Source organism: Rhodococcus sp. NPDC054953 (assembly GCF_053609225.1).
Genome location: NZ_JBSGXD010000002.1, coordinates 36,502 through 57,861 on the forward strand (window position 1 = coordinate 36,502; position 21,360 = coordinate 57,861).

The 21,360-nt window shown below is 69.3% G+C and carries 22 protein-coding genes; 11 read left to right on the top strand and 11 right to left on the bottom strand.

Going from position 1 to position 21,360, the window contains the following annotated elements; genetic code table 11:
• Positions 1–139: 139 nt before the first annotated feature.
• The 3 genes from lysS (at position 140) to ACWF62_RS01785 (ending at position 3,159) form a co-directional block, all read left to right on the top strand.
• Positions 140–1,651: a lysine--tRNA ligase gene (gene lysS, locus ACWF62_RS01775; protein ID WP_378507471.1), complete on the top strand. Its 1,512-nt coding sequence runs from the start codon at positions 140–142 to the stop codon at positions 1,649–1,651.
• 117 nt (positions 1,652–1,768) lie between these two features.
• Entirely contained in the window at positions 1,769–2,113 is a 345-nt protein-coding gene (locus ACWF62_RS01780; RefSeq protein ID WP_378507470.1) for a histone-like nucleoid-structuring protein Lsr2, read from the top strand.
• A gap of 104 nt (positions 2,114–2,217) precedes the next feature.
• Positions 2,218–3,159, top strand: a complete 942-nt coding sequence (locus ACWF62_RS01785) for an esterase/lipase family protein (protein ID WP_378507469.1) — start codon at positions 2,218–2,220, stop codon at positions 3,157–3,159.
• A gap of 3 nt (positions 3,160–3,162) precedes the next feature.
• On the opposite strand, the gene ACWF62_RS01790 is transcribed toward ACWF62_RS01785, so the two are convergent.
• Positions 3,163–4,134: an Acg family FMN-binding oxidoreductase gene (locus tag ACWF62_RS01790; protein ID WP_378507468.1), complete on the bottom strand. Its 972-nt coding sequence runs from the start codon at positions 4,132–4,134 to the stop codon at positions 3,163–3,165.
• A 304-nt stretch (positions 4,135–4,438) separates the two neighbouring features.
• Between ACWF62_RS01790 and ACWF62_RS01795 the strand changes: the two genes are divergently transcribed.
• Positions 4,439–6,991: an ATP-dependent Clp protease ATP-binding subunit gene (locus tag ACWF62_RS01795; protein ID WP_378507467.1), complete on the top strand. Its 2,553-nt coding sequence runs from the start codon at positions 4,439–4,441 to the stop codon at positions 6,989–6,991.
• 236 nt (positions 6,992–7,227) lie between these two features.
• On the opposite strand, the gene ACWF62_RS01800 is transcribed toward ACWF62_RS01795, so the two are convergent.
• The 5 genes from ACWF62_RS01800 to ACWF62_RS01820 form a co-directional block, all read right to left on the bottom strand.
• Entirely contained in the window at positions 7,228–7,557 is a 330-nt protein-coding gene (locus ACWF62_RS01800; protein ID WP_378507466.1) for a ScnB, read from the bottom strand.
• Entirely contained in the window at positions 7,557–8,237 is a 681-nt protein-coding gene (gene scnC, locus ACWF62_RS01805) for a thiocyanate hydrolase subunit gamma (protein WP_452629295.1), read from the bottom strand. Before scnC ends, ACWF62_RS01800 begins: the two co-directional genes overlap by 1 nt.
• Positions 8,234–8,530, bottom strand: a complete 297-nt coding sequence (locus ACWF62_RS01810; protein WP_378507464.1) for an SH3-like domain-containing protein — start codon at positions 8,528–8,530, stop codon at positions 8,234–8,236. Before ACWF62_RS01810 ends, scnC begins: the two co-directional genes overlap by 4 nt.
• A complete protein-coding gene (locus ACWF62_RS01815) occupies positions 8,527–8,967 on the bottom strand; it encodes a hypothetical protein (RefSeq protein WP_378507463.1) in 441 nt (146 codons plus the stop codon). Before ACWF62_RS01815 ends, ACWF62_RS01810 begins: the two co-directional genes overlap by 4 nt.
• 67 nt (positions 8,968–9,034) lie before the next feature.
• Entirely contained in the window at positions 9,035–9,229 is a 195-nt protein-coding gene (locus ACWF62_RS01820; RefSeq protein WP_378507462.1) for a CbtB domain-containing protein, read from the bottom strand.
• 133 nt (positions 9,230–9,362) lie between these two features.
• On the opposite strand from ACWF62_RS01820, the gene ACWF62_RS01825 reads away from it, so the two are divergent.
• From ACWF62_RS01825 to ACWF62_RS01840, 4 genes are all read left to right on the top strand, one after another.
• Entirely contained in the window at positions 9,363–10,946 is a 1,584-nt protein-coding gene (locus ACWF62_RS01825; protein ID WP_452629371.1) for an MFS transporter, read from the top strand.
• Between the two features lie 58 nt (positions 10,947–11,004).
• Positions 11,005–11,439 carry an OsmC family protein gene (locus ACWF62_RS01830; protein WP_378570392.1) on the top strand — a complete coding sequence of 145 codons (435 nt, stop codon included), beginning with the start codon at positions 11,005–11,007 and terminating at the stop codon, positions 11,437–11,439.
• Between the two features lie 213 nt (positions 11,440–11,652).
• Positions 11,653–11,832 carry a hypothetical protein gene (locus tag ACWF62_RS01835; RefSeq protein WP_452629296.1) on the top strand — a complete coding sequence of 60 codons (180 nt, stop codon included), beginning with the start codon at positions 11,653–11,655 and terminating at the stop codon, positions 11,830–11,832.
• Positions 11,833–11,901: 69 nt separating this feature from the next.
• A complete protein-coding gene (locus ACWF62_RS01840) occupies positions 11,902–12,639 on the top strand; it encodes a DsbA family oxidoreductase (protein ID WP_378507459.1) in 738 nt (245 codons plus the stop codon).
• An 88-nt stretch (positions 12,640–12,727) separates the two neighbouring features.
• On the opposite strand, the gene ACWF62_RS01845 is transcribed toward ACWF62_RS01840, so the two are convergent.
• The 4 genes from ACWF62_RS01845 to ACWF62_RS01860 all read right to left on the bottom strand — a co-directional run bounded on the left by ACWF62_RS01845 (position 12,728) and on the right by ACWF62_RS01860 (position 14,760).
• Positions 12,728–13,519 (bottom strand): CbtA family protein, encoded by a 792-nt coding sequence (locus ACWF62_RS01845; RefSeq protein ID WP_452629297.1) that lies wholly within the window; start codon positions 13,517–13,519, stop codon positions 12,728–12,730.
• On the bottom strand, positions 13,510–13,704 hold the full coding sequence (locus tag ACWF62_RS01850) for a CbtB domain-containing protein (RefSeq protein ID WP_378507457.1): 195 nt from the start codon (positions 13,702–13,704) through the stop codon (positions 13,510–13,512). Before ACWF62_RS01850 ends, ACWF62_RS01845 begins: the two co-directional genes overlap by 10 nt.
• 311 nt (positions 13,705–14,015) lie before the next feature.
• A complete protein-coding gene (locus ACWF62_RS01855; protein WP_378507456.1) occupies positions 14,016–14,327 on the bottom strand; it encodes an antibiotic biosynthesis monooxygenase family protein in 312 nt (103 codons plus the stop codon).
• 40 nt (positions 14,328–14,367) lie between these two features.
• Positions 14,368–14,760, bottom strand: coding sequence for a MarR family winged helix-turn-helix transcriptional regulator (locus ACWF62_RS01860; RefSeq protein ID WP_378507455.1), 393 nt, complete (start codon positions 14,758–14,760; stop codon positions 14,368–14,370).
• 100 nt (positions 14,761–14,860) lie between these two features.
• On the opposite strand from ACWF62_RS01860, the gene ACWF62_RS01865 reads away from it, so the two are divergent.
• Together ACWF62_RS01865 and ACWF62_RS01870 are read left to right on the top strand one after the other, a co-directional pair.
• Complete coding sequence (locus tag ACWF62_RS01865; RefSeq protein ID WP_378570386.1) at positions 14,861–16,327, top strand: MFS transporter; 1,467 nt, start codon at positions 14,861–14,863, stop codon at positions 16,325–16,327.
• Between the two features lie 49 nt (positions 16,328–16,376).
• Complete coding sequence (locus ACWF62_RS01870; RefSeq protein ID WP_378507453.1) at positions 16,377–17,141, top strand: alpha/beta fold hydrolase; 765 nt, start codon at positions 16,377–16,379, stop codon at positions 17,139–17,141.
• Here the strand turns inward: ACWF62_RS01870 and ACWF62_RS01875 are convergent.
• Complete coding sequence (locus ACWF62_RS01875) at positions 17,123–20,341, bottom strand: BTAD domain-containing putative transcriptional regulator (protein ID WP_452629298.1); 3,219 nt, start codon at positions 20,339–20,341, stop codon at positions 17,123–17,125. The two genes, ACWF62_RS01870 and ACWF62_RS01875, sit on opposite strands and share 19 nt — an antisense overlap.
• Before the next feature lie 131 nt (positions 20,342–20,472).
• Between ACWF62_RS01875 and ACWF62_RS01880 the strand changes: the two genes are divergently transcribed.
• Positions 20,473–21,357, top strand: a complete 885-nt coding sequence (locus ACWF62_RS01880) for an NAD(P)-dependent oxidoreductase (RefSeq protein ID WP_378507451.1) — start codon at positions 20,473–20,475, stop codon at positions 21,355–21,357.
• Positions 21,358–21,360 lie beyond the last annotated feature (3 nt).

The following is a 21,360-nucleotide window of genomic DNA, read 5'->3' on the forward strand; positions in this document are numbered from 1 at the left end:
CGCCCGGTTCGTCCTCGCGCTCGGACCCCGGGTTCGGCTCCGCTGCTGGACGCCTGGGGCGACTCCCCCACGCTGCGGACTTCCCCCCCCAATGGGGGGAAAACCCACCCACGGTGACGAACCGTTAGTCTTGTCTTCCGTGAGTGACGCACCCGCCCAACCTGTAGACGACACCCCCGAGCAGCTGCGCATCCGCCGCGAGAAGCGGGAACGGATCCTCGAGCAGGGGCAGGAGGCCTACCCGGTCTCGGTGCCGCGCACCCACGCCCTCGCCGAGATCCGGGCGAAGTACCCCGACCTGGAGCCGGACGCCGCGACCGGCGAGCAGGTCGGCGTCGCTGGCCGGGTGATCTTCGTCCGCAATACCGGCAAGCTGTGCTTCGCGACCCTCCAGGAGGGCGACGGCACCCAGCTGCAGGCAATGCTCAGCCTCGCGAACGTCGGTGTGGACGCGCTCGCGGCGTGGAAGTCCGACGTCGATCTCGGCGACTACGTGTTCGTGCACGGCGAGGTGATCAGCTCGCGTCGCGGTGAACTGTCGGTGATGGCCGATTCCTGGCAGCTCGCCGCCAAGTCGCTGCGTCCGCTCCCGGTCGCGCACAAGGAAATGAACGAGGAATCCCGGGTCCGGCAGCGGTATGTCGACCTGATCGTGCGCCCGGAGGCAAGGGAGATGGCCCGCAAGCGGGTCGCGGTGGTGCGTGAGCTGCGCAACGCGCTCGAACGGCGCGGATTCCTCGAGGTCGAGACCCCGATGCTGCAGACCATCGCGGGCGGGGCCGCCGCGCGTCCGTTCGTCACGCATTCGAATGCGCTCGACATCGACCTCTACCTGCGGATCGCGCCGGAGCTGTTCCTCAAGCGCTGCGTCGTCGGCGGAATCGAAAAGGTCTTCGAGATCAACCGCAATTTCCGCAACGAGGGCATCGACTCGACGCATTCGCCCGAGTTCGCGATGCTCGAGACCTACGAGGCCTACGGCACCTACGACGATTCCGCGACGATGATCCGCGAATTGATCCAGGAGGTCGCGCAGAACGCGCTCGGCACCCAGGTCGTCACCCTCGCAGACGGGACCGAGTACGACCTGAGCGGCGAGTGGAAGACGATGGAAATGTATCCGTCGCTGTCCGCCGCGATCGGGGCATCGGTCACGCCGGACACCACCGTCGACGAATTGCTCGCGCTTGCCGCGAAGGTCGGGCTCGAGGTGCCGAAGGACAAGGGGTACGGCCACGGCAAGCTCGTCGAGGAACTGTGGGAGCACCAGTGTGGTGATCAGCTGAACGAGCCGACCTTCGTCCGCAATTTCCCGGTCGAGACGTCGCCGCTGACCCGGCAGCATCGGAGCCTGCCCGGGGTCACCGAGAAGTGGGACCTGTACGTCCGGGGGTTCGAGCTGGCGACCGGGTACTCGGAACTCGTCGACCCGGTCATCCAGCGGGACCGCTTCGTCGACCAGGCCCGCCTCGCCGCGGCAGGCGACGACGAGGCGATGGCGTTGGACGAGGAGTTCCTCGCGGCGATGGAGCACGGCATGCCCCCGACGACGGGGACCGGGATGGGCATCGACCGGCTGCTGATGGCGTTGACCGGATTGGGTATCCGGGAAACGATCCTGTTCCCAATTGTGCGCCCATCCGCACGCTGATCCATTTCGAATAGATTTGTCGAGCTCGAGCACTCGCAATTCTCGCCCCGGGGGTACACTCGCGGAATCCGGTGCGCGGGGCCCGGAATACGGAATTGTTCGAAGGGAACTCGGGACATGGCAAAGAAGGTCACCGTCACTCTTATCGACGACGTGGATCAGGAATCGACCGCCGACGAAACGGTCGAGTTCGGGCTCGACGGGGTGACCTACGAGATCGATCTCTCCTCGGAGAACGCGGCGCGACTGCGGGATCAGCTCGAGGAATGGGTCGCGCACGCCCGCCGGTCGACCGGCAGGCGGCGTGGAAAGCCCGCTCCAGCGGTAGGAAAGTCGCGGGTCGCTGCCGATCGGGAACAGAGCGCGGCGATCCGTGAGTGGGCACGACGAAATGGTCACCCGGTTTCCGCGCGGGGACGAATCTCCGCAGAAATCACCGAGCTCTACAACAAGGCGAACTGAACCGTCGTCCCTACTCGCACGTTTCGCCTGTCCGCGTCCGGCTGCACTGCTAGCCTGCGCGGACAGGCGAACACGGTGCGAAAATCAGGGGGAATGACGTGCGGGTGCGAAATGTCGTCGCGGCGAGAGTCGGCGCGGTTCTCGTCGGGATTGCGTCCCTGTTCTTCGGCGGCGTCGCGGGCGCGACGCCGCTGCCCGTGCCCTACCAGTTCCTCGCCGGCGTTCCCCTGGAACTCGGCAATCCCGGCGGGTCCGCGCCCGGCTCCAACGACTGGTCGTGCACCCCGACCGCGGAGCACCCGAATCCGGTGGTCCTCGTCCACGGCACCGGCGGAAACCGGCAGACCAACTGGGCAACCTATGCGCCACTCCTCGCCAACGAGGGGTACTGCGTCTACTCGCTGACCTACGGCGCCTACGAGCAGCTGCCCTGGCCGTTGAACGCGATCGGCGGGATGCGGCCGATGGAGGAGAGCGCGGCCGAACTGGGCGCGTTCGTGGACCGGGTGCTGGCGTCGACGGGGGCGGCCAAGGTCGACATCATCGGACACTCCCAGGGCACCTTGATGCCCACCTACTGGGTGAAATATCTCGGCGGCGCCGACAAGGTCGACCGGTACGTGTCCCTCGCACCGCTGTGGAAGGGGGAGGGCGCGTTCGACCTGCCCCGTGCCCTCGCGTCGTACCGCGATCTCGGTGTCGACGCGGCGGGCCCGGTGATGGCACCGTTGTGCGGCGCGTGCGGGCAGTTCCTTGCCGGCTCACGGTTCATGACCCAGCTGCGGGACGGCGGCGTCTACGCCCCCGGCGTCACCTACACGAACATCCTCACCCGGTACGACGAGCTGGTGGTGCCGTACACCAGCGGCTACGAGGAGGGCCCGAACGCGACCAACATCGTCGTCCAGGATCACTGCGCCCAGGATTTCGGCGACCACCTGTCGATCGCGGGCGAACCCGTTGCCGCCGCCCTGGTGCTCAACGCGCTCGATCCGGCGCATCCGCGGCCGGTCCCGTGCGTGTTCGTTCCGCCGGTGGTCGGCTGAGCGTCACCCGAAGGTCAGGACCTCGACGATCGGGCGGCGCGGGGTGTCGTTGAGTGGCGTGGGGCGGGTCGGGATTCCGACCCGCAGCAGCAGCTGCGGCACCTCCGCGCCGGGGATCAGCGTCCGGACGATGTCCCGGCTGCGGTCGATGTCGGTGAGATGGGTCAGCGGGCACGTCGCGAGCCGCTGCACCGTCGCTTCGAGCGCGATCGCGGACAGCGCCCGGCCGCACCGGAGCCACGCGGCGGCGTCGTCGGCGGTGGTGCTCAGGACGAGGACGGTCGATTCGTCGTCGGGGCCGTCGTCGGTGCGGGTCGCGCCGTGCGGATCGGGGAACCTGCGACCGACCGGTACGCGCTGCCGTTCGGTGCGGGTGGCAAGGGCGGCCTCCGGGATGCCGTCACCGTCCCGGATATGGCCCGCCCACCAGCGCAGTTCCGCCTGGTAGGAGGCGTCGTAGCGGCGCGCGGCCAGGCTCGACGCGGTCGCCTCCGCCAGGACGGGGCGGGCGTCGGCGCCCAGGAATGTCACCGTCACCTCCGCGCCTGCCGCGCCGAGCAGGTTCCGCAGCAGCGGGGTGTCGGGCAGCGGGGCGAACGCGGTTCGGTCGGTGCGCCTGCGCCGGATCGCCGCGAGCAGGTCGAAGTCGTGCGACTGTGGCCGGGCGTTGTTGGCGAACCGCATCGCCGCCACCAGTTGCGGGCGGGCGGGGTCGGGAAACAGGTCGATGTGCGTCTGCCAGCGCAGCGCGGTCAACGCGACGGTCAGATGCTGCAATGCGGCGCCGCAGCTGATCATCAGCTGGCGTCCGCGGGGGTCGGCGGCGACCAGCAGCCGGGCCGGGTCTGCGGACAGTTCGAGTCGGCCCGCGTCGTACCGCCACCGCCAGGGCTGGCTGTTGTGCACCGACGGTGCCCGGCACGCCAGGTCGACGGCGGTGCGCACCACCTCGGTGTCGGGAATGAGCGCGTCCATGGCGTTGTCCTCACTGTGCGGTGTGAGGACCAGTGTTGGCCTGGCGAAATCGGGCGACTAGGGCCGTTGGTCCCGACTTGGCCGGACGGATACGAGACCGGTCGGTCTCCCGGTGTTCGCTGTTGGCGTAGCGGCCGGTGGAAACGAAATACCTGGATGCCGCGTTGTCACGGGTAAGCATGCAGACTGTCCCCGTTGTCAATGGGATGGAGGCGGCGCAGGCCGCATCACCGGCCACTACAGTGGGAGGTGCGGCTCGTAAATCCCGCTGGGGATCTACCCATAAAGAACGTGAGGGAGAGCGATGTTCGAGAGGTTCACCGACCGCGCACGGCGCGTTGTTGTCCTGGCCCAGGAAGAGGCCCGGATGCTCAACCACAACTACATCGGCACCGAACACATCCTGCTCGGCCTCATCCACGAGGGCGAGGGTGTTGCGGCGAAGTCGTTGGAGTCGTTGGGCATCTCCCTCGAGGGCGTGCGCAGCCAGGTGGAAGAGATCATCGGTCAGGGCCAGCAGGCCCCGTCCGGTCACATCCCGTTCACCCCGCGCGCCAAGAAGGTGCTGGAGTTGAGCCTGCGCGAGGCGCTGCAGCTCGGCCACAACTACATCGGCACCGAGCACATCCTGCTCGGCCTGATCCGCGAGGGTGAGGGCGTCGCCGCCCAGGTGTTGGTCAAGCTCGGCGCCGACCTGAACCGGGTCCGTCAGCAGGTCATCCAGCTGCTGTCCGGCTACCAGGGCAAGGAGCCGCAGGAGACCAGCGGCGGCCGCGGCGAGGCCGGGACCCCGTCCACCTCGCTGGTCCTCGACCAGTTCGGCCGCAACCTGACGCAGGCCGCGCTCGAGGGCAAGCTCGACCCGGTCATCGGCCGCTCGAAGGAGATCGAGCGGGTGATGCAGGTGCTCAGCAGGCGCACCAAGAACAACCCGGTGTTGATCGGTGAGCCCGGCGTCGGCAAGACCGCCGTCGTCGAGGGTCTCGCGCAGGCGATCGTCAACGGTGAGGTCCCCGAGACCCTCAAGGACAAGCAGCTGTACACGCTCGACCTGGGTTCCCTGGTCGCGGGCAGCCGTTACCGCGGTGACTTCGAGGAGCGCCTGAAGAAGGTCCTCAAGGAGATCAACACCCGCGGCGACATCATTCTGTTCATCGACGAGCTGCACACCCTCGTCGGAGCGGGCGCGGCCGAGGGCGCGATCGACGCGGCGTCGATCCTCAAGCCGAAGCTGGCCCGCGGCGAGCTGCAGACGATCGGCGCGACCACCCTCGACGAGTACCGCAAGTACATCGAGAAGGACGCCGCTCTCGAGCGCCGCTTCCAGCCGGTGCAGGTCGGCGAGCCGACGGTCGAGCACACCATCGAGATCCTCAAGGGCCTGCGCGACCGGTACGAGGCGCACCACCGCGTCTCGATCACCGACGGCGCACTGGTCGCGGCGGCCACCCTCGCGGACCGCTACATCAACGACCGGTTCCTGCCGGACAAGGCGATCGACCTCATCGACGAGGCCGGTGCCCGGATGCGCATCCGCCGGATGACCGCGCCGCCGGACCTGCGCGAGTTCGACGACAAGATCGCCGACGCCCGCAGGGAGAAGGAGTCCGCGATCGACGCGCAGGACTTCGAGAAGGCCGCCAGCCTGCGCGACAAGGAGAAGCAGCTCGTCGCGCAGCGCGCCGAGCGTGAGAAGCAGTGGCGCTCCGGCGACCTGGACGTCATCGCGGAGGTCGACGACGAGCAGATCGCCGAGGTGCTCGGCAACTGGACCGGCATCCCGGTGTTCAAGCTGACCGAGGAGGAGACCACCCGGCTGCTCCGCATGGAGGATGAGCTGCACAAGCGGATCATCGGTCAGGAGGACGCGGTCAAGGCGGTCTCCAAGGCGATCCGGCGTACCCGCGCTGGCCTGAAGGATCCGAAGCGTCCGTCCGGTTCGTTCATCTTCGCCGGTCCGTCCGGCGTCGGTAAGACCGAGCTGTCCAAGGCCCTGGCGAACTTCCTGTTCGGCGACGACGACGCGCTCATCCAGATCGACATGGGCGAGTTCCATGACCGGTTCACCGCGTCGCGACTGTTCGGTGCCCCTCCCGGCTACGTCGGCTACGAGGAGGGCGGCCAGCTCACCGAGAAGGTGCGCCGCAAGCCGTTCTCGGTCGTGCTGTTCGACGAGATCGAGAAGGCCCACCAGGAGATCTACAACACGCTGCTGCAGGTGCTCGAGGACGGCCGCCTCACCGACGGTCAGGGCCGCACGGTCGACTTCAAGAACACCGTGCTGATCTTCACCTCGAACCTGGGCACCGCCGACATCTCGAAGGCGGTCGGGCTTGGCTTCACCTCCGGTAGCGGCAACGAGTCGAACTACGAGCGGATGAAGCTCAAGGTGCACGACGAGCTGAAGAAGCATTTCCGTCCCGAGTTCCTCAACCGCATCGACGACATCATCGTCTTCCACCAGCTGACGCAGGACCAGATCATCCAGATGGTCGACCTGATGATCGGCCGGGTGGAGAAGCAGCTGAAGAACAAGGACATGGACATCGAGCTGACCGAGCGGGCGAAGTCGCTGCTCGCGAAGCGCGGCTTCGATCCGGTGCTCGGTGCGCGGCCGCTGCGTCGCACCATCCAGCGCGAGATCGAGGACCAGCTGTCGGAGAAGATCCTCTTCAACGAGGTCGGCCCCGGTCAGATCGTCCTGGTCGACGTCGAGGGCTGGGACGGCGAGGGCGCGGGCGAGGACGCGAAGTTCACGTTCGCCCCGAGCCCGCGGCCGGTCGCGGTGCCGGACTCGTTGCCGGTCGACATGGCGAAGGCAGGCGAGGCCCCGGCCGAGGGCGGCGGCGCCGAGTAGGTCACGCATGACGAACGCCCCGCGAGCGAAGGCTCGCGGGGCGTTCGTCGTCCCTGTGCCCGGTGGTGGTTGCGGGAGCGTCAGGCGCGGGACGCCCGGTCGAGGCGCTCGGTCGGTCCCCGGTCAGCGTCGATGGACGTCACCAGCTCCCGGACGATTCCGAGCAGCGTCTCGTCGATCCGGGTCCGGGCCGCCGTCAGGGTCTCGGCCGTCAGGTCGTCAATGTCCGTGAGGCCTCACTCGCGCTCGAAGCGCGCGCGGACGGCGAGCATCTTCGCCCGCAACTCGTCCTCGGTGATCACCCCGCGCTCGAGCAGGGTGTGGGCGGTGACGATCGCCGATCTGGCGCGGACCGGGAACCCGACGTAGACCGACTCCCCGAGTGCGTCCTCCGCGTTGCGGCGGTCGAGATTGTCCAGCGCGCCCCGCCAGGACAGGCATTCGCACGTGGCCTGCATGCTCGACTCCCACGGTGACGGCGGGCCGTCCAGCTCGGGCAGGGCCTCCTCGCGCCGAGTTCCCGGGGCGAGGGTGGACAGCAGCACCTGATATCCGGTGCCGCCCATCACGCGCCAACCTCGGTCGGCGACTCGGTGGCGGTCCAGTCCGCCTGCGGCAGCGCGACACCGATCATCGTGTCGCGGGTGACGATCGAAGCGAGCTGGTCTTCCGTCCAGCCCTCGGTGCCCTCGGGGCGCATCGGCATCACCATGAACCGTGACTTCTGATTCGAGTCGTGCACCCGGACCTCGACGTCGGCAGGGAAGTGCAGCCCGAACTCGCCGAGCACTTCCCGCGGCCAGCGCACCAGCCGACGCCGGTAGTTGGGGGTGCGATACCAGTCGGGAGACATGCCAAGGACCGGGCGCGGATAGCAGGAGCAGAGGGTGCACACGATGACGTTGTGCACGGTCGGGGTGTTCTCCAGGACGTAGAACCAGGTGTAGTCGCTCGGCGTTCCGGATCCGGTGGGGTCGCGCCAGTCGATGCCGATCTCCGCGCAGGTTTCGGTGCCGTCGGCGAGCAGGCGGGCCTTGAACTCCGGATCCGTCCATGCCTTTGCGACCAGACGCGACCCGGCCGCCGGGCCGATCGACTCCGCCCATTCGGAAAACCGGCGATGGTCCTCGTGGGAGAACAGGCCCTTCTCGATGGCGAGTTCGCGGATCGCGGTCTCAAGGACCTCGAACTCGCTGACCTCGGGAGACTCCTGAATCGGTGCGTGCTGGTCGTGGCTGTCGTTCACTGCGACTCCTCCTTGGCGTGCTCGAGCCACCGCTCGGAGCATTCGGTTTCGAGGGTGTCGCCGTCGCATCCGGTGTAGTTCGGCCAGAGCTCGCGTTGCCGGAAGCGGACCACGTAGAACGGCTCGGTGCGGCCGTCGTCGCGGCCCCACGCCTCGTCCTCGGGGATCACCCAGTCGGGACGGTGTTCGACGACGATTCCGGTGTGGCCTCGGGTGTAGGCCTGGGTCCGGGTGTGGAACATGGTCGTTGCGTCGCGGACGGTGACGCGATCGCCGATCTCGAATCTGGTCATGACGGTGCCTCCGCGCGCGCCCCGGTCAGCCTGGCCCGAACCTCGTCCAGCTTTGCCGAGAGTTCATCGGGTGTGACTAGGCCCTTGTTGATCAGCGTCTTTGCGGCGACGGTTGCCCAGCGTGCGTAGTACGGCAACCCGAAGTACAGGGTGGCACCGAGATCGTTCTCGGCCCGCCTGCGCTCCTCGGAGTTCCACACCCCGCGCCAGCCAAGGCATTCGCAGGTGACGTAGGTGTTCATCTCCCACTGCTCCTCGACCTTCTCCAGAAACGGCGTTGGCAGGTCGGGTTGCCCGCCGACGTCGTGCAGGACATGGCGAAGCGTGGCGAACAGGTCGTTGGAGATCGTGTAGGGGGAGTCGAGGGGAGTGCGGAGTGTGGGGGAGATGCGGGTGACCTCGCTCTGGAGGTCGTCGAACGTGCGGGGTGAACTCATGTCGAGTCCTTCGAAAAGATGTGTGCGACAACGCGAAAGGCTCAGTAGGTGATCCGCGCGGCGCGGGTCAGTGGCACGGCAGGCCAAGAAGGTGGCGGCCGTCGTGCATCAGTTCGTGCATGTACATGCCGGTGCGTGAGATCGCGCCCTGGTCGAATCCGACCAGGTACAGGGCGAGAAGTGCGAGGAGAACGATTCCGGCGGCGAGCAGGGCCGCGCCCATCGACTGCGTCGCGCTGCTTGGTGAGTGGACTACAGCCATGTTTCCTCCCGGGAACGGCATGATCGTCGCGATTCAACGGGGTTCGGTTGTCGAGGCTACACCGTCCGTGGGCGCGGGCAGGGGGAATCGGGTGGCGGGCGGAGTCGGGGTGGTGTCCACTTGACCGGTGGCCATGAATGTCGATGCTCGGCCCGCGCGCGCCCTGCTCGTGCTGACGGGGCTGATTCTCGTTGCTGCGGTGGCGAATCTGAACCTGGCGGTCGCGAACGTGGCGTTGCCGGACATCGGGCGGGCCTTCGACGCGAGTCAGACCGAGTTGAATCTGATCGCCGTCGGCTACTCGGTGGGACTCGCCGCGTCGGTGCTCTATCTCGGTGCGGTCGGCGACCGCTACGGCCGGAAGCTGATGCTGATTCTCGGGATGACGCTGTCGGTACCGGTGTCGCTGCTGGCCGGGTACGCGCCGAACCCGGAGGTGCTGTTCGCGGCGCGCGTGGCAGGCGGCGTCTGCGCGGGTCTGGCGTATCCGACGACGCTGGCGTTGATCACCGCGTTGTGGTCGGGGCAGGCGCGGACCCGGGCGATCGCCCTGTGGTCGTCGATCGGGGGTGGGCTCACCGCGCTCGGTCCGCTGGTCGCGGGTGCGCTGCTCGAGCGATTCGACTGGGGGTCGGTGTTCCTGGTGACGATCCCGCTCGCGCTGGTGGCGTTGGCGATGACGGTGCTGGTTGTGCCGAGTCACGTCAACGAGTCCACCGATCCGGTCGACCACCTCGGGGGCCTGGTGTCGGTGGTCCTGGTCGCGGCGCTGGTCCTCGGGATCAACTTCGCACCCGTCGACGGGATGGCGGTGACCGCGATCTCCGCGTTGGGGATCGCGCTCGCCGCGGGCATCGCGTTCGTGATCCGGCAGGCACGGGCTCGGAATCCCTTGTACGACTTACACATTGCTCGACGCCGGATCTTCTGGGTCGCTGCGGTCGCGGGAATTATCGTGTTCGGAGCGTTGATGGGGGCGATGTACATCAGCCAGCAGTACCTGCAGAACGTGCTCGGTTACTCGACCCTCGCGGCGGGCTCGGCGGCCCTGCCCGCCGCGCTGGTGATGGTTCTGGTGGCCCCCCGATCGGCGCGGCTCGTCGAGTCGCACGGGTCGCGTTTCACCCTGCTTGCCGGGTATGTCGCGATCGTCGCTGGACTGCTGGTGGCCTGGCTGATGTGGGACGAGACGGCGCACTATTGGCGGATCGCGCTCGGCTTCATGCTGCTCGGCGCGGGTGTCGGGCTGGCGGGCACCCCGGCCTCGCATTCGCTGACCGGGTCGGTTCCGGTGTTCCGGGCCGGAATGGCCTCGGGCACGGCCGATCTCCAGCGTGACCTTGGCGGAGCGATCGTGCAGTCCGTTCTCGGGTCCTTACTGACGGCCGGATACTCGGCATCGTTCGCGGCCACGATCGCGGCCACCCCACAGGCATCGGCGGTGAGCGAGCAGACGCAGGCCGCGCTGGAGAAGTCGTTCGCCGGCGCCGTGAACATCGCCGAGCGCTACCCGCAGTACTCGGAATCGATCCTTGCCGCCGCACGAGCGGCGTTCCTTGCCGGTGACGGTCGCGCGTACGCGGCGGCAATCGGAATCGTGCTGCTCGGTGCGGCGCTGGTGTTCCTGATGTACCCGAAGCGAGACTCGGAGCTGGCGCTCCTCGAGCGGTACCGCGCCGAGGATGCGACCGAGCCGATGGCGCGGTCCGGGCGGTGACCGGACCCGTCCGACGTCCGGCACGACAGGGCGGCGGGGAGGGGGGAGACTGGGACGCATGCCCACTCGTACCGCACGCACCGCATGGAACGGCACTCTCCAGGATGGGTCCGGTCAGACGGAACTGACCAGTTCGGGCCTGGCGACATTCGACGTCTCCTTCCCCACCCGGGCCGCCGACGCCGCGAACGGCGCGACCAGTCCGGAGGAATTGATCGCGGCCGCCCATTCGGCCTGCTACGCGATGCAGTTGTCAGCGCTGATCGGGGAGGCGGGCGGGGTGCCGCAAAGCCTCGAGGTGACCGCGGTGGTGGGCCTCGGCCCCGACGATCCCGGATTCAAGCTGACCGGAATCGCGATCACCGTGCGCGCCGAGGTCGACGGACTCGATGCCGACGGCTTCGCGTCGGTTGCGCAGGCGGCGAAGGAATCATGCCCGGTCAGCAAGGCACTGACCGGCGTCGACATCACATTGGACGCCGCCCTCGTTTGATTCCGTACAAAAGATTGACCCTCGTCACCCGGCGAATTCTCGGTTATCCTGGATTCCGCCGCACTGACAGGTGAATACACCGTGAAGCGCGGAATTCCGTTTGAAATATCGGAATCTCCCTGGAAGTACCTGGCACAGGGTGAATGGCATCCGAAGGTCCAATGGCCGATGCCGTGGGTAGCACTTGTGCCGACGAACTGAGGATCACTCCCCGTGACGAACTCCGCCAAGGCTCCCGCTCGCCGTCTCGCCGCCAAGATCGCCCTGGTCGGCGTCTTGGCCGCTCTCCCGGTCGGCGTCGTTGCCGCCCCGGCCGTTGCCACCAATCTCGGCGGCAGCTGCAACATCGACGGAAACGTGAAGGCAGTGAAGGACTGCCCCGCCGCGGAGTAGGCCGATGGTCAAGCCCGGTTCGGGGCGCGTGCAGGAACAAGATGTCGATGGTGGACGTTTCAACCATTCGTGACTCCCGAACCCGTTGACCAGTCCGCAGCCACCACCGTCGTGCTGGAGGTGTGGTCCGACATCGCCTGCCCGTGGTGCTACATCGGCAAGAAGCGCTTCGATACCGCGCTTGCGCTGTTCCCGCACCGCGACCGGGTGCAGGTGGTGTGGCGGTCGTACCTGCTGTCCCCGGACACCCCGGTCGGTCTGCGGCGCCCCGAGGTCGACGCCCTCGTCGAGATGAAGGGCATGCCCGCCGCCCAGGTGAAGCAGATGTTCGCGCACGTCGCGAGCACCGCGGCCGCGGACGGCCTGGTCATGGACTTCGACACCGTCATCGCCGCCAACACCGTCGACGCGCACCGGCTGATTCACTGGGCAGGGGAGCGTGGCGAGGACCTGATGTCCGCGCTGTTCCGCGCCCATTTCGAGCAGGGCCGGGTCGTCGACGACCGGGACGAACTGGTTGCGATCGCCGCCGAGGTCGGACTCGACGCGGGCGCCGCGCGGGCGGCACTGGACGCCGACGCCGAGGCGGATCGTGTCCGAGACGACGTTGAGCAGGCCCGCGCGCTCGGCGTCACCGGGGTCCCGTTCTTCGTCGCCAACCGTGCAATCGGCGTCTCGGGTGCGCAGCCCGTCGAGGTGTTCACCCAGTTGCTGGAGCGGGCGTACGCCGACGCCAACCCGATCGTCACCCTCGCAGGCGCGTCGGACGCCGACGGCTCCTGCACCGACGGCTCCTGCGCCGTCTGACCCCACCCGCGGGTTCCCTAATGTCACATTCGGGATCGTGAGGTGACCGAATGTGACATTAGGGAACGTTGGGTGCCGGGGGGTCGGGCTAGCTGGCGATGGCGGGCGCGCGCTGCGCACGCCCGGCGCGCTCGGTGAGAAACGCGAAACCGAGGCCGAGTGCCAGCCACAGCGTTGCCTGGATCGCCAGCGACGAGACCCGGAACTCCCACAGCAGGGTTGCCGGGAAGTCCTCCCCGACCTCGTTGACCCCCGGCATCAGCACATAGCCGACCGCGACGATCGCGAGGAAGGCCAGGGACGGCGCCCCGACCTGCACGGACAGGTAACCGGTCGACGCGACGAGCCGGGCCACGTACGCGGCGACACCGACCGCAACCAGTCCGAGGACCACCGTCGCCAGCCACAGCCAGGTGCGCTGATTGATCGTGTCGGGGTCGCCGACCGCGGGCGGGTTCGCCGGGTACTTGAAGAACGGCACCGCCTCGATCGCCAGCCAACCGGCCCCGGCCAACGCCAGTGCGAGCGCCGGACCGGACATGGCGGTGACCCGCCGCGCGTAATGCGCGACGACGGCGAAGATCGCGCCGAGCGCGAGGCCGGCGAGCGTGGTCGCGAGAAACAGGCCGATGCGCTGGCCGTCGCGGCTGACCAGGGCATCCTCCCCGTGCGAGTGCCCCTCCTCGGCTGTCGCCCCGCCGTGCGCGCCCGCGTCGGTTGCGTGGTCCTCCGCCGGGGCGGCGGACTCCTCGATCGCGATGGCCGCATCGATGTGCGGTTCGCCGATCACGAAGGCGACGGCGCCGGCAAGCAGGCCCGCGACGAGGCCCGCGAGCAGGCCGCGGATGAGGAGTTTCGTGAAGTTCTCGGTCAGTGGCACGGCAGGCCCAGCAGGTGGCGACCGTCATGCATCAGTTCGTGCATGTACATGCCGGTGCGCGAGACCGCGCCCTGGTCGAACCCGACCAGGTACAGGGTCAGCATCGCGAGCAGGACGACACCCGCGATGATCAACGCGACACCGACCGATTCGGTCGACGTGCTGGGGGTGTGAACGACAGCCATAGGTTCCTCCTGGGATAAACGCGTCCCGCAAAGTCCATGCGATGGCGGCGGGGTCTGGCTGTCGAGGCAGTGCCTCGATCACAGTGGCGCGACCGCTCCGGAGTTGCACCGGAATTCCCGTCCGACATCGCTATTACTGGCGCACTGTCGCACCGAGGCGCCCGCCGTGTCAATTGGGACGAATCCCCCGCCCGCGGTACGGAACCGGCCGTGCCGCGGGCGAATCCGGTCAGGATGTCGCCGATCGTGGCTGCGACCACCGCGTGCCTGCCGCGCAAAATACCGGGCAGGCACGCGCAGGACCGTTGTGGTCAGCCCTGCTTTGCCGCGACGTCGAGCACGACCTCGAACTCGAGCAGCGAGGCGCCGGTCGCGACCGGCTTCTTCGCCTCACCCGCGTGCGCGGCGCGGGCGTCGCCGTCCCGCCACGCGGCGAAGGCGTCCTCCGATTCCCATTGCGTCACCACGAAGTAGCGGGTCTCCCCACCGGTCGGGCGCAGCAACTGGAAGCCGAGAAACCCGGGGGAGTTCTCAACGGTTCCGGCGCGCTGCGCGAAGCGCTTCTCGAGTTCGGGACCGGCGCCCTCGGGCACCTCGATTGCGTTGATCTTCACCACTGCCATGGCCGAGAGGGTACTCCCGATTCCTGCGAAGACCGCGACCTCACTCGGCGGTGGCGGCGCCGTCGCCGAGATGCTCGGTCAGCACGGCCATCTGGGTCCTGCCCGCATCGGCGTGCACCGCGCGTCCGGTGTCGGTCACGTCGACGAAGACGCCGCGACGGTCCGATTCGCACAGTGATCGCGCCACCAGGCCCGCCTTCTCGAGGCGGGCAACGCTGCGGGAGAGCGCGCTCGGGCTGAGGTACATGTCGGCGGCCAGTTCCTGCATGCGGGGATGCCTGCAGGTGACCGACACCAGCCGGTCCAGCGTCTCGAAGTCGCTCATGCTCAGCCCGTGTGCGCTCTGCATCCGCCGGTCGAGCTCGCACGCGATGCCGTTGTACCGGCTGAGCAGGGCGCGCCAACTCTCGCGCAGCTCCGCTTCTGAGGTCATGGCCGCATCATAGTGCGGCCCACAGATCAGTGCAAGGAAAATAAATGCAAAGAGAATTTATGCTTGTGCATTGATTGCACATGCATCTAGTCTGGCTGGCGTGACTTTCACCGAAACCGCCCCGAACCCAACGACATCGGATTCCTCAGTCCCGCAGCAGGGTTGGACCGGCCGGCTGTGGGGGATCCTCGCGGTGCTCTGCGTCGTGATGTTCCTGGACGGACTCGACGTCTCGATGGTCGGCGTCGCGCTCCCGTCCATCGGCACCGAACTCGGCCTCGACACGACCTCCCTGCAGTGGATCATCAACGGCTATGTGCTCGGCTTCGGCGGCCTGCTGCTGCTCGGTGGGCGCACCGCCGACCTGCTCGGCCGTCGCCGGGTCTTCCTCGCCGCACTGGCCGTCTTCGCGGTCGCCTCGTTGATCGGCGGCCTCGTCGACAACGGAACCCTGCTCATCGTCACGCGCTTCGTGAAGGGCCTCGCCGCGGCGTTCACCGCCCCGACCGCGATGTCCATCCTGACCACCACCTTCAGGGAGGGGCCTGCCCGCAACCGGGCGCTATCGATCTTCTCGGTGTTCGGTGCCAGCGGCTACTCGTCCGGCCTGATCCTCGGGGGGCTGCTCACCAGCGCGGGCTGGCGCTGGACATTCCTCATGCCGGTGCCGTTCGCGGCCGCGGCCCTCGCGTCGGCGTGGGTGCTGATCCCACGGGACCGACCCGCCGACAGCGGTGGTCACGACCTCGGTGGGGCGATCACCCTCGTCGCGGGCATGATGCTGGCCGTCTACACCGTCGTCTCCGCCCCGTCGCGGGGCTGGGCGGATCCGCTCACCCTTGGATCGTTCGCGCTCGCCGCCGTCCTGCTCGCGTCGTTCTTCCTGGTCGAGAACCGGGTGGCGCACCCGCTGGTGCGGCTGAGCATCCTTCGGGTCGGCACCATCGTGCGCGCCAATCTCAGCATCGTTGCGCTGTTCGGTTCCTACCTGAGCTTCCAGTTCATGATGACGATTTTCCTGCAGTCGGTCCTCGGCTGGTCGCCGTTGAAGATGGCGCTGGCGCTGCTCCCGACCGGATTGATCGTCGCCGTTGCCTCGCCGTTCGTCGGACGGCCGATCGACCGGTTCGGCACCTCGCCGATGATCCTGGCGGCGCTTGCCTCGCTCAGCCTCGGCTACCTGTGGTTCCTGTTCGTCGGCAACGATCAGCCGTCGTACGTGGTGGCCATCCTGCCCGCGGCGATCCTGCTCGGCGTCGGGTTCGCGCTCGGCTTCACCTCGATCATGGCGCAGGCCACCGCCGGGGTGGACGACGCGGAGCAGGGGCTGGCGTCGGGGCTGGTGCAGACCTCCGCCCAGGTCGGGGCCGCCCTCGTGCTGGCATTGACCACGGCGCTGGTCACGGCAGGCTCGCACACCGCCGAGGCGGCGGGCGCGGGCTTCGCGCAGTTCCGTCCAGGCCTCGTCCTGGTGACCGGGGTGGCGCTGGTCGGCCTCGCGATCACCGCCGCGCCGCTGATCCGGCGCCGTCGGTACACCGCGGTTCCCGCCCCCCGGCGGGACTGATCCGGGAGACTGCGCAACTGCGGCACGGTACCGGGCTAGCCTCGGTGCCGTGCTGCATGACGAGGGTGGGACGGGCCGACCGATTCTGTTGCTCCACGGGCTGATGGGCAGTGCCCGCACCTGGCGCCGACACGTGCCGTGGCTGCGCGAGCACGGGCACGTGTACACCTTCGACGCGGCGGGCCACGGCCGACCGGCACCCCCACGGTTGACCACCGAGGCGTTCGTCGACGACCTCACCGCCGCGCTCGCGCCGCTCGAGGAGCAGATCACCGTGATCGGCCACTCGATGGGCGGGCTGCACGGCTGGTGCTTCGCCGCCGCCAACCCCGACCGGGTGCGCGCCCTGGTTGTCGAGGACATGGCGCCGGACTTCCGTGGCCGTACCGCAGCGGACTGGGCGGCAATGATCGGTGCCTGGCCGACGCCGTTCCGCGACGAGCAGCACATGGTCGACTTCTTCGGACCCGTTGCCGCGCAGTACTTCATGGATTCGTTCGAGCGCCGGGAGGACGGATTTCACCTGCACGGTGAGGTGCCGGTGTGGCGCGACATCTCGGAGGAGTGGGGTACCCGCGACTTCTGGGCGCCGTGGTCGGCGGTGCGGGCGCCCGCACTGCTCCTGGAGGGGGAGTACACCATCACCCCGCCCGGTCAGATGCGCGCGATGGCCGAGACGGAACGGGGATCGACGACGCGATACGAACTGGTCGCGGGCGCCGGGCATCTGGTGCACGACGACCGGCCTGCCGAGTTTCGCGCTGCGGTGGAAGCGTTTCTGGACGGGTTGCCTGGTCACGTCCCCGCTCGGTGACCGTCACCCGCCGGGGTCGCCCGGGTGGCACCCGCGGCGAAGGCGCGCTCGAAGCCTGCCGCGCCAAGCGCGCTCGTCGCCGCGGCCGTGATCCGGTCGACGTCGCCACGCTCGCCCCCGGGCAGCGGTGCACCGACCGAGTCGCGGGCGGCCGCCGCGGCGCCGAGCAGTCGGGCGGCCGCCGCAGGCCACCCCGCCAGCACCTCGGCCCCGGCAAGGCCCTCCATTGCCAGGGCCGCAGCCCGGGGGTCGCCGAGGCGCAGCGCAGCGGCGTGCCCCTCCTCGTGCAGTGCGCGTGCGTGGTCGGCGTCGCCGCGCAGCTCGGCGAGGAAGCCGAGTTCGGCAAGCATGAGCGTGGTGATCGGACCGAAGTCGCTGCGCCTGCCCCAGTCGAGCATCGACCGGAGTCGGGGTTCCGCCTCCTCGAGGCGTCCGGCTCGGCGGTCCGTCAGTCCGAGCCCGATCTCGGCGGACACCTCCCCGTTCCGGTACCCGTGTTCCCGTGCAAGGCGCCGTGACCGCTCGTGCAGTTCGCGGGACGCGGCGAGATCACCGGTCAGGAGCGAGATTCGGGCCAGGCCGCACAGTCGATCGGTCACCTCGCGCCACAGGCCGAGCTCCCGAGCCACCCGGAGACCGTCGGCGTGCAGGCCCCGCGCGCGGGCGTAGTCGCCGGTGACTTCCGCGACAGTGGCGAGCGGGTAGGCAGCCTGGGCCTGACCCCAACGGTCGCCGAGCTCCCGGAAGATCGACATGGCCCGCTCGCCGTCGCGGGCGGTCGCGGCCAGTGCGTCCGGTCCGGTGTGGCACTGGGCCCGCGTGCACAGGGCCGCGCCCGTCGCCCACGGGTCGTCCTCCGCGCTCAGCCGGGCCAGCGCCAGGTCCGCCCATGCACGCCCGCCCACCACGTCGACGGCCCCGTATCTCGCGTACGCGAGGAACCAGGTGGCGCGGCCCCGGCCGGGGAACTCGCCGCCTGCCGGTGGCAGTGTTGGCTCGGTGCCGCGGTCGCCGGACCCGTCTGGTGTGTCACCAAGAATTCGAATTCCGCTGTGCCAGTGGGCGGCTCGGATGGCGATCGGATTCTCCGGGTCACCGGCGTTCCGCAGCGCCTCGCCGAGCCAGCGGTCGGCCTCGGTGAACCTGCCACGCAGCACCCAATACCAGGTCAGCGCGTCGGCCAGCCGCAGCCCGAGATCCGGGTGGTCGGCGCAGCCGACGGTCACAGCGCCGCGCAGATTCGCGCCTTCCGCGTCCAGCCGGGCCAGCCAGGCCGGCTGCGACTCTCGATGCAGGTGTGGCCGGGCGGTCTCGGCCAGTTCCGTGAAATGCAGGCAGTGCCGCCCGAGCGTCGCGTCGCGTTCCCCGGATTCGGCCAGCCGGTCGGCGGCGTAGACGCGGATCGACTCCAGGAGTCGGTATCTCGGTCCGTCCGGTGTCTCGGCAACGGACACCAGCGAACGGTCGACCAGACCGGAGATCAGGTCGAGCACATCGGACGCGTCGATGCCCGCATCCGAGCACACCACCTCGGCGGATTCGAGCGTGCAGCCGTCCGCGAAGACGGCAAGCCGATGGAACAGGGTGCGCTCGGCGGCGGTGAGCAGGGAACTGCTCCAGTCGATCATCGCGCGCAGGGTCTGTTGCCGCGGGGGCGCATCCCGGTAGCCGGAGGTCAGCAGCCCGAAACGGTCCTCGAGCCGCTCGAGCAGGCGGGCCACGCCGAGCACCCGGACGCGAGGTGCGGCCAGTTCCAGCGCGAGGGGGATCCCGTCGAGTCGCGCGCAGATCGCGGCCACCGCCGCGGCATTGTCCGGTGTCAGCGCGAAGCCGGGTGCCGACGCGGCGGCGCGGGAGACGAACAGTTGCACCGCGGCCGACTCCGCAATCGGCTCGTCGCCACGGGGGAGTCCCAACGGTTCCACGGCGAACAGTCTTTCGCCGCCGATCGCCAGCGGGGCCTGGCTGGTGGCGAGGATCCGCAGGCCGGGGGCGGCGGCGAGCAGGTGGCCCGCGACGAGGCCGACGGCGGCAACCAGGTGTTCGCAGTTGTCGATCACCAGCAGCGCCCGCCGGGTGCGGAGGACCTCGGTCAGGCGCTGGAGGTCGGTGCCGGTGTCGGGCGCGGGGAGGTCCGGAGTGGGGAGGTGCTCGCGGATGCCGAGCGCCGCCAGTGCCGCATCGGCGATGATCGAGGTGCCCGACTCCGGTGCGGGTGTCAGTGCTGCCAGCTCCACTAGCCAGATGCCGTCCGGGCTCGAATCCCTCAGCTGCCGAGCGACTTCCACGGCGAGGCGGGTCTTGCCGACGCCGCCGGGGCCGGTGAGGGTGACCAATCGCGAGTCGTCGAGCGCGGCGCGAATGCCTGCCACCGCCGGAGCCCGCCCGACGAGGGCGGCGACCGGTACCGGCAGGTTGCCCCGCGGCGGGGGACCGCTCGCGTGGGCCCGCAGCACGCTGGGGTCGCCGCGCAGGATCGCGGTGTGCAGGGCAATGAGTTCCGGGTCGGGATCCAGGCCGAGGTCCTCCGCGAGGAGCGCACGCAGCCGCGCGAAACTCGCGAGCGCCTCCGGCTGCCGACCGGCCCGAGACAACGCCCGCATGTGGGCCCCGCGCAACCGGTTTCGGAGGGGGTTGCGGTCCACCAGGTCCGCCAGTTCGGCGACGAGCGTCGCGTGCTCGCCGAGTTCGAGGCGGGCCTCGGCCCGATCCTCAAGCGCGGTGAGCCGGGCCTCGTCGAGTCGGGCGGCGACGCCCCGGGCGAACGGACGGTCGGCGTGGTCGGCGAACGCCGGACCGCGCCAGAGTCCGAGGGCCTGATCGAGCAGGGCGACGCGCTCCCGAGGATCCGGCGCGCTCCGTGCCAGCGTCGTCAACCGGTCGAACTGGGCCGCGTCCACCGCATCGCCGTCGACCCTGAGCAGGTAGCCCGACGCCTCGAGCGCGACCGACTCCCGTCCCCCCGGCTCGGCCTCCCCGAACGCTCGGCGCAGCAGCGAAACCTTGGCCTGCAGGGTGTTCGGTGCGCTCGCCGGCGGCTCGTCACCCCACAGTGCCTCGATCAGTCGATCCGTGGACACCGGCCTGCCCGGCCGCACCAGCAGCGCGGCGAGCAGCGTGCGGACCTTGGGTTCGGTGATCGCGATCGGCTCGCCGCGCGCGGCCTCGACGCGTAGTGGGCCGAGGACTCCGAACCGCATGCCGCAACGGTAGTGCAGATCACCGACATCGCAGGGGGCGTCAGCGGACCGCAAGCGATACGCAAGGGGGTCCGTGCAGGCTCGGATCCGTCAGCAGCACACCGCCGCAGGAGAAAAGGGAAGGGCACACAATGAGCAGCAGCGCGAACGTCCCGGTCACCGTGATCGGACTCGGGCCGATGGGGCAGGCCATGGCCGGCGCGTACCTCGACAGGGGGCACCCGGTGACCGTGTGGAACCGGACGGCGAGCCGCGCGGACAACCTGGTCGCGAGGGGCGCGAGTCGAGCCCCGACACCCACCGAGGCCGTGCGGGCGAGTGAACTGGTGATCCTGAGCCTGACCGACTACGGCGCGATGTACGACATCCTCGACACGGTCGGGGACGCACTGGCCGGGCGGGTGGTGGTCAACCTCAGCTCCGACACCCCCGAGGCGACCCGGGTCGCGAGCGGGTGGCTCGCCGATCGGGGCGCCGACCTCCTGGTCGGCGGGGTGATGGTGCCCGCCCCGATGGTCGGGGGAGACGGCGCCTACGTCTTCTACAGCGGCTCCGCGGCAACCATGGACGCGCACCGGCAGACCCTCGCCGCAATCGGCCGACCCGATTATCGCGGTGCGGACCCGGCGCTCGCGCAGCTCTGGTACCAGGCGCAGCTGGAGGTGTTCCTGACCGCGCTGTCGAGCTTCGCGCACGCCGCCGCGCTCGTCGGCTCGGCCGGGGTGACCGCCACCGAACTCGTGCCCTATTCCGCGGAGACGTTCGCGTTGGCCGCGTCGATGCTGTCGGAGTCCGCGACCCGGTTCGACGTCGGCGACCATCGCGACGACGGTGCCAACGTCGCCATGATGGCGGCGACCGCCGACCACATCGTCGGCGCCAGCCGCGCCGCTGGCATCGATCTCGCGCTGCCGCTCGCGGTGCAGGAGCACTACGAGCGGGCCGTTGCGGCGGGGCACGGCCGGGACAGCTGGACCAGCCTGTTCGAGGTGATCCGCAAGCCGGGCGACCGCTGACCG

Excerpts from the sequence above, each read along its gene's own strand:
- ACWF62_RS01875 (WP_452629298.1), bottom strand. The coding sequence starts at position 20,341 with ATGCGGTTCGGAGTCCTCGGCCCACTACGCGTCGAGGCCGCGCGCGGC.
- ACWF62_RS01880 (WP_378507451.1), top strand. The coding sequence starts at position 20,473 with ATGAGCAGCAGCGCGAACGTCCCGGTCACCGTGATCGGACTCGGGCCG.
- ACWF62_RS01850 (WP_378507457.1), bottom strand. The coding sequence starts at position 13,704 with ATGGCTGTCGTTCACACCCCCAGCACGTCGACCGAATCGGTCGGTGTC.
- ACWF62_RS01780 (WP_378507470.1), top strand. The coding sequence starts at position 1,769 with ATGGCAAAGAAGGTCACCGTCACTCTTATCGACGACGTGGATCAGGAA.
- ACWF62_RS01825 (WP_452629371.1), top strand. The coding sequence starts at position 9,363 with ATGAATGTCGATGCTCGGCCCGCGCGCGCCCTGCTCGTGCTGACGGGG.
- ACWF62_RS01820 (WP_378507462.1), bottom strand. The coding sequence starts at position 9,229 with ATGGCTGTAGTCCACTCACCAAGCAGCGCGACGCAGTCGATGGGCGCG.
- ACWF62_RS01795 (WP_378507467.1), top strand. The coding sequence starts at position 4,439 with ATGTTCGAGAGGTTCACCGACCGCGCACGGCGCGTTGTTGTCCTGGCC.
- ACWF62_RS01810 (WP_378507464.1), bottom strand. The coding sequence starts at position 8,530 with ATGACCAGATTCGAGATCGGCGATCGCGTCACCGTCCGCGACGCAACG.
- ACWF62_RS01815 (WP_378507463.1), bottom strand. The coding sequence starts at position 8,967 with ATGAGTTCACCCCGCACGTTCGACGACCTCCAGAGCGAGGTCACCCGC.
- ACWF62_RS01860 (WP_378507455.1), bottom strand. The coding sequence starts at position 14,760 with ATGACCTCAGAAGCGGAGCTGCGCGAGAGTTGGCGCGCCCTGCTCAGC.
- ACWF62_RS01790 (WP_378507468.1), bottom strand. The coding sequence starts at position 4,134 with ATGGACGCGCTCATTCCCGACACCGAGGTGGTGCGCACCGCCGTCGAC.
- ACWF62_RS01830 (WP_378570392.1), top strand. The coding sequence starts at position 11,005 with ATGCCCACTCGTACCGCACGCACCGCATGGAACGGCACTCTCCAGGAT.
- ACWF62_RS01800 (WP_378507466.1), bottom strand. The coding sequence starts at position 7,557 with ATGGGCGGCACCGGATATCAGGTGCTGCTGTCCACCCTCGCCCCGGGA.
- ACWF62_RS01855 (WP_378507456.1), bottom strand. The coding sequence starts at position 14,327 with ATGGCAGTGGTGAAGATCAACGCAATCGAGGTGCCCGAGGGCGCCGGT.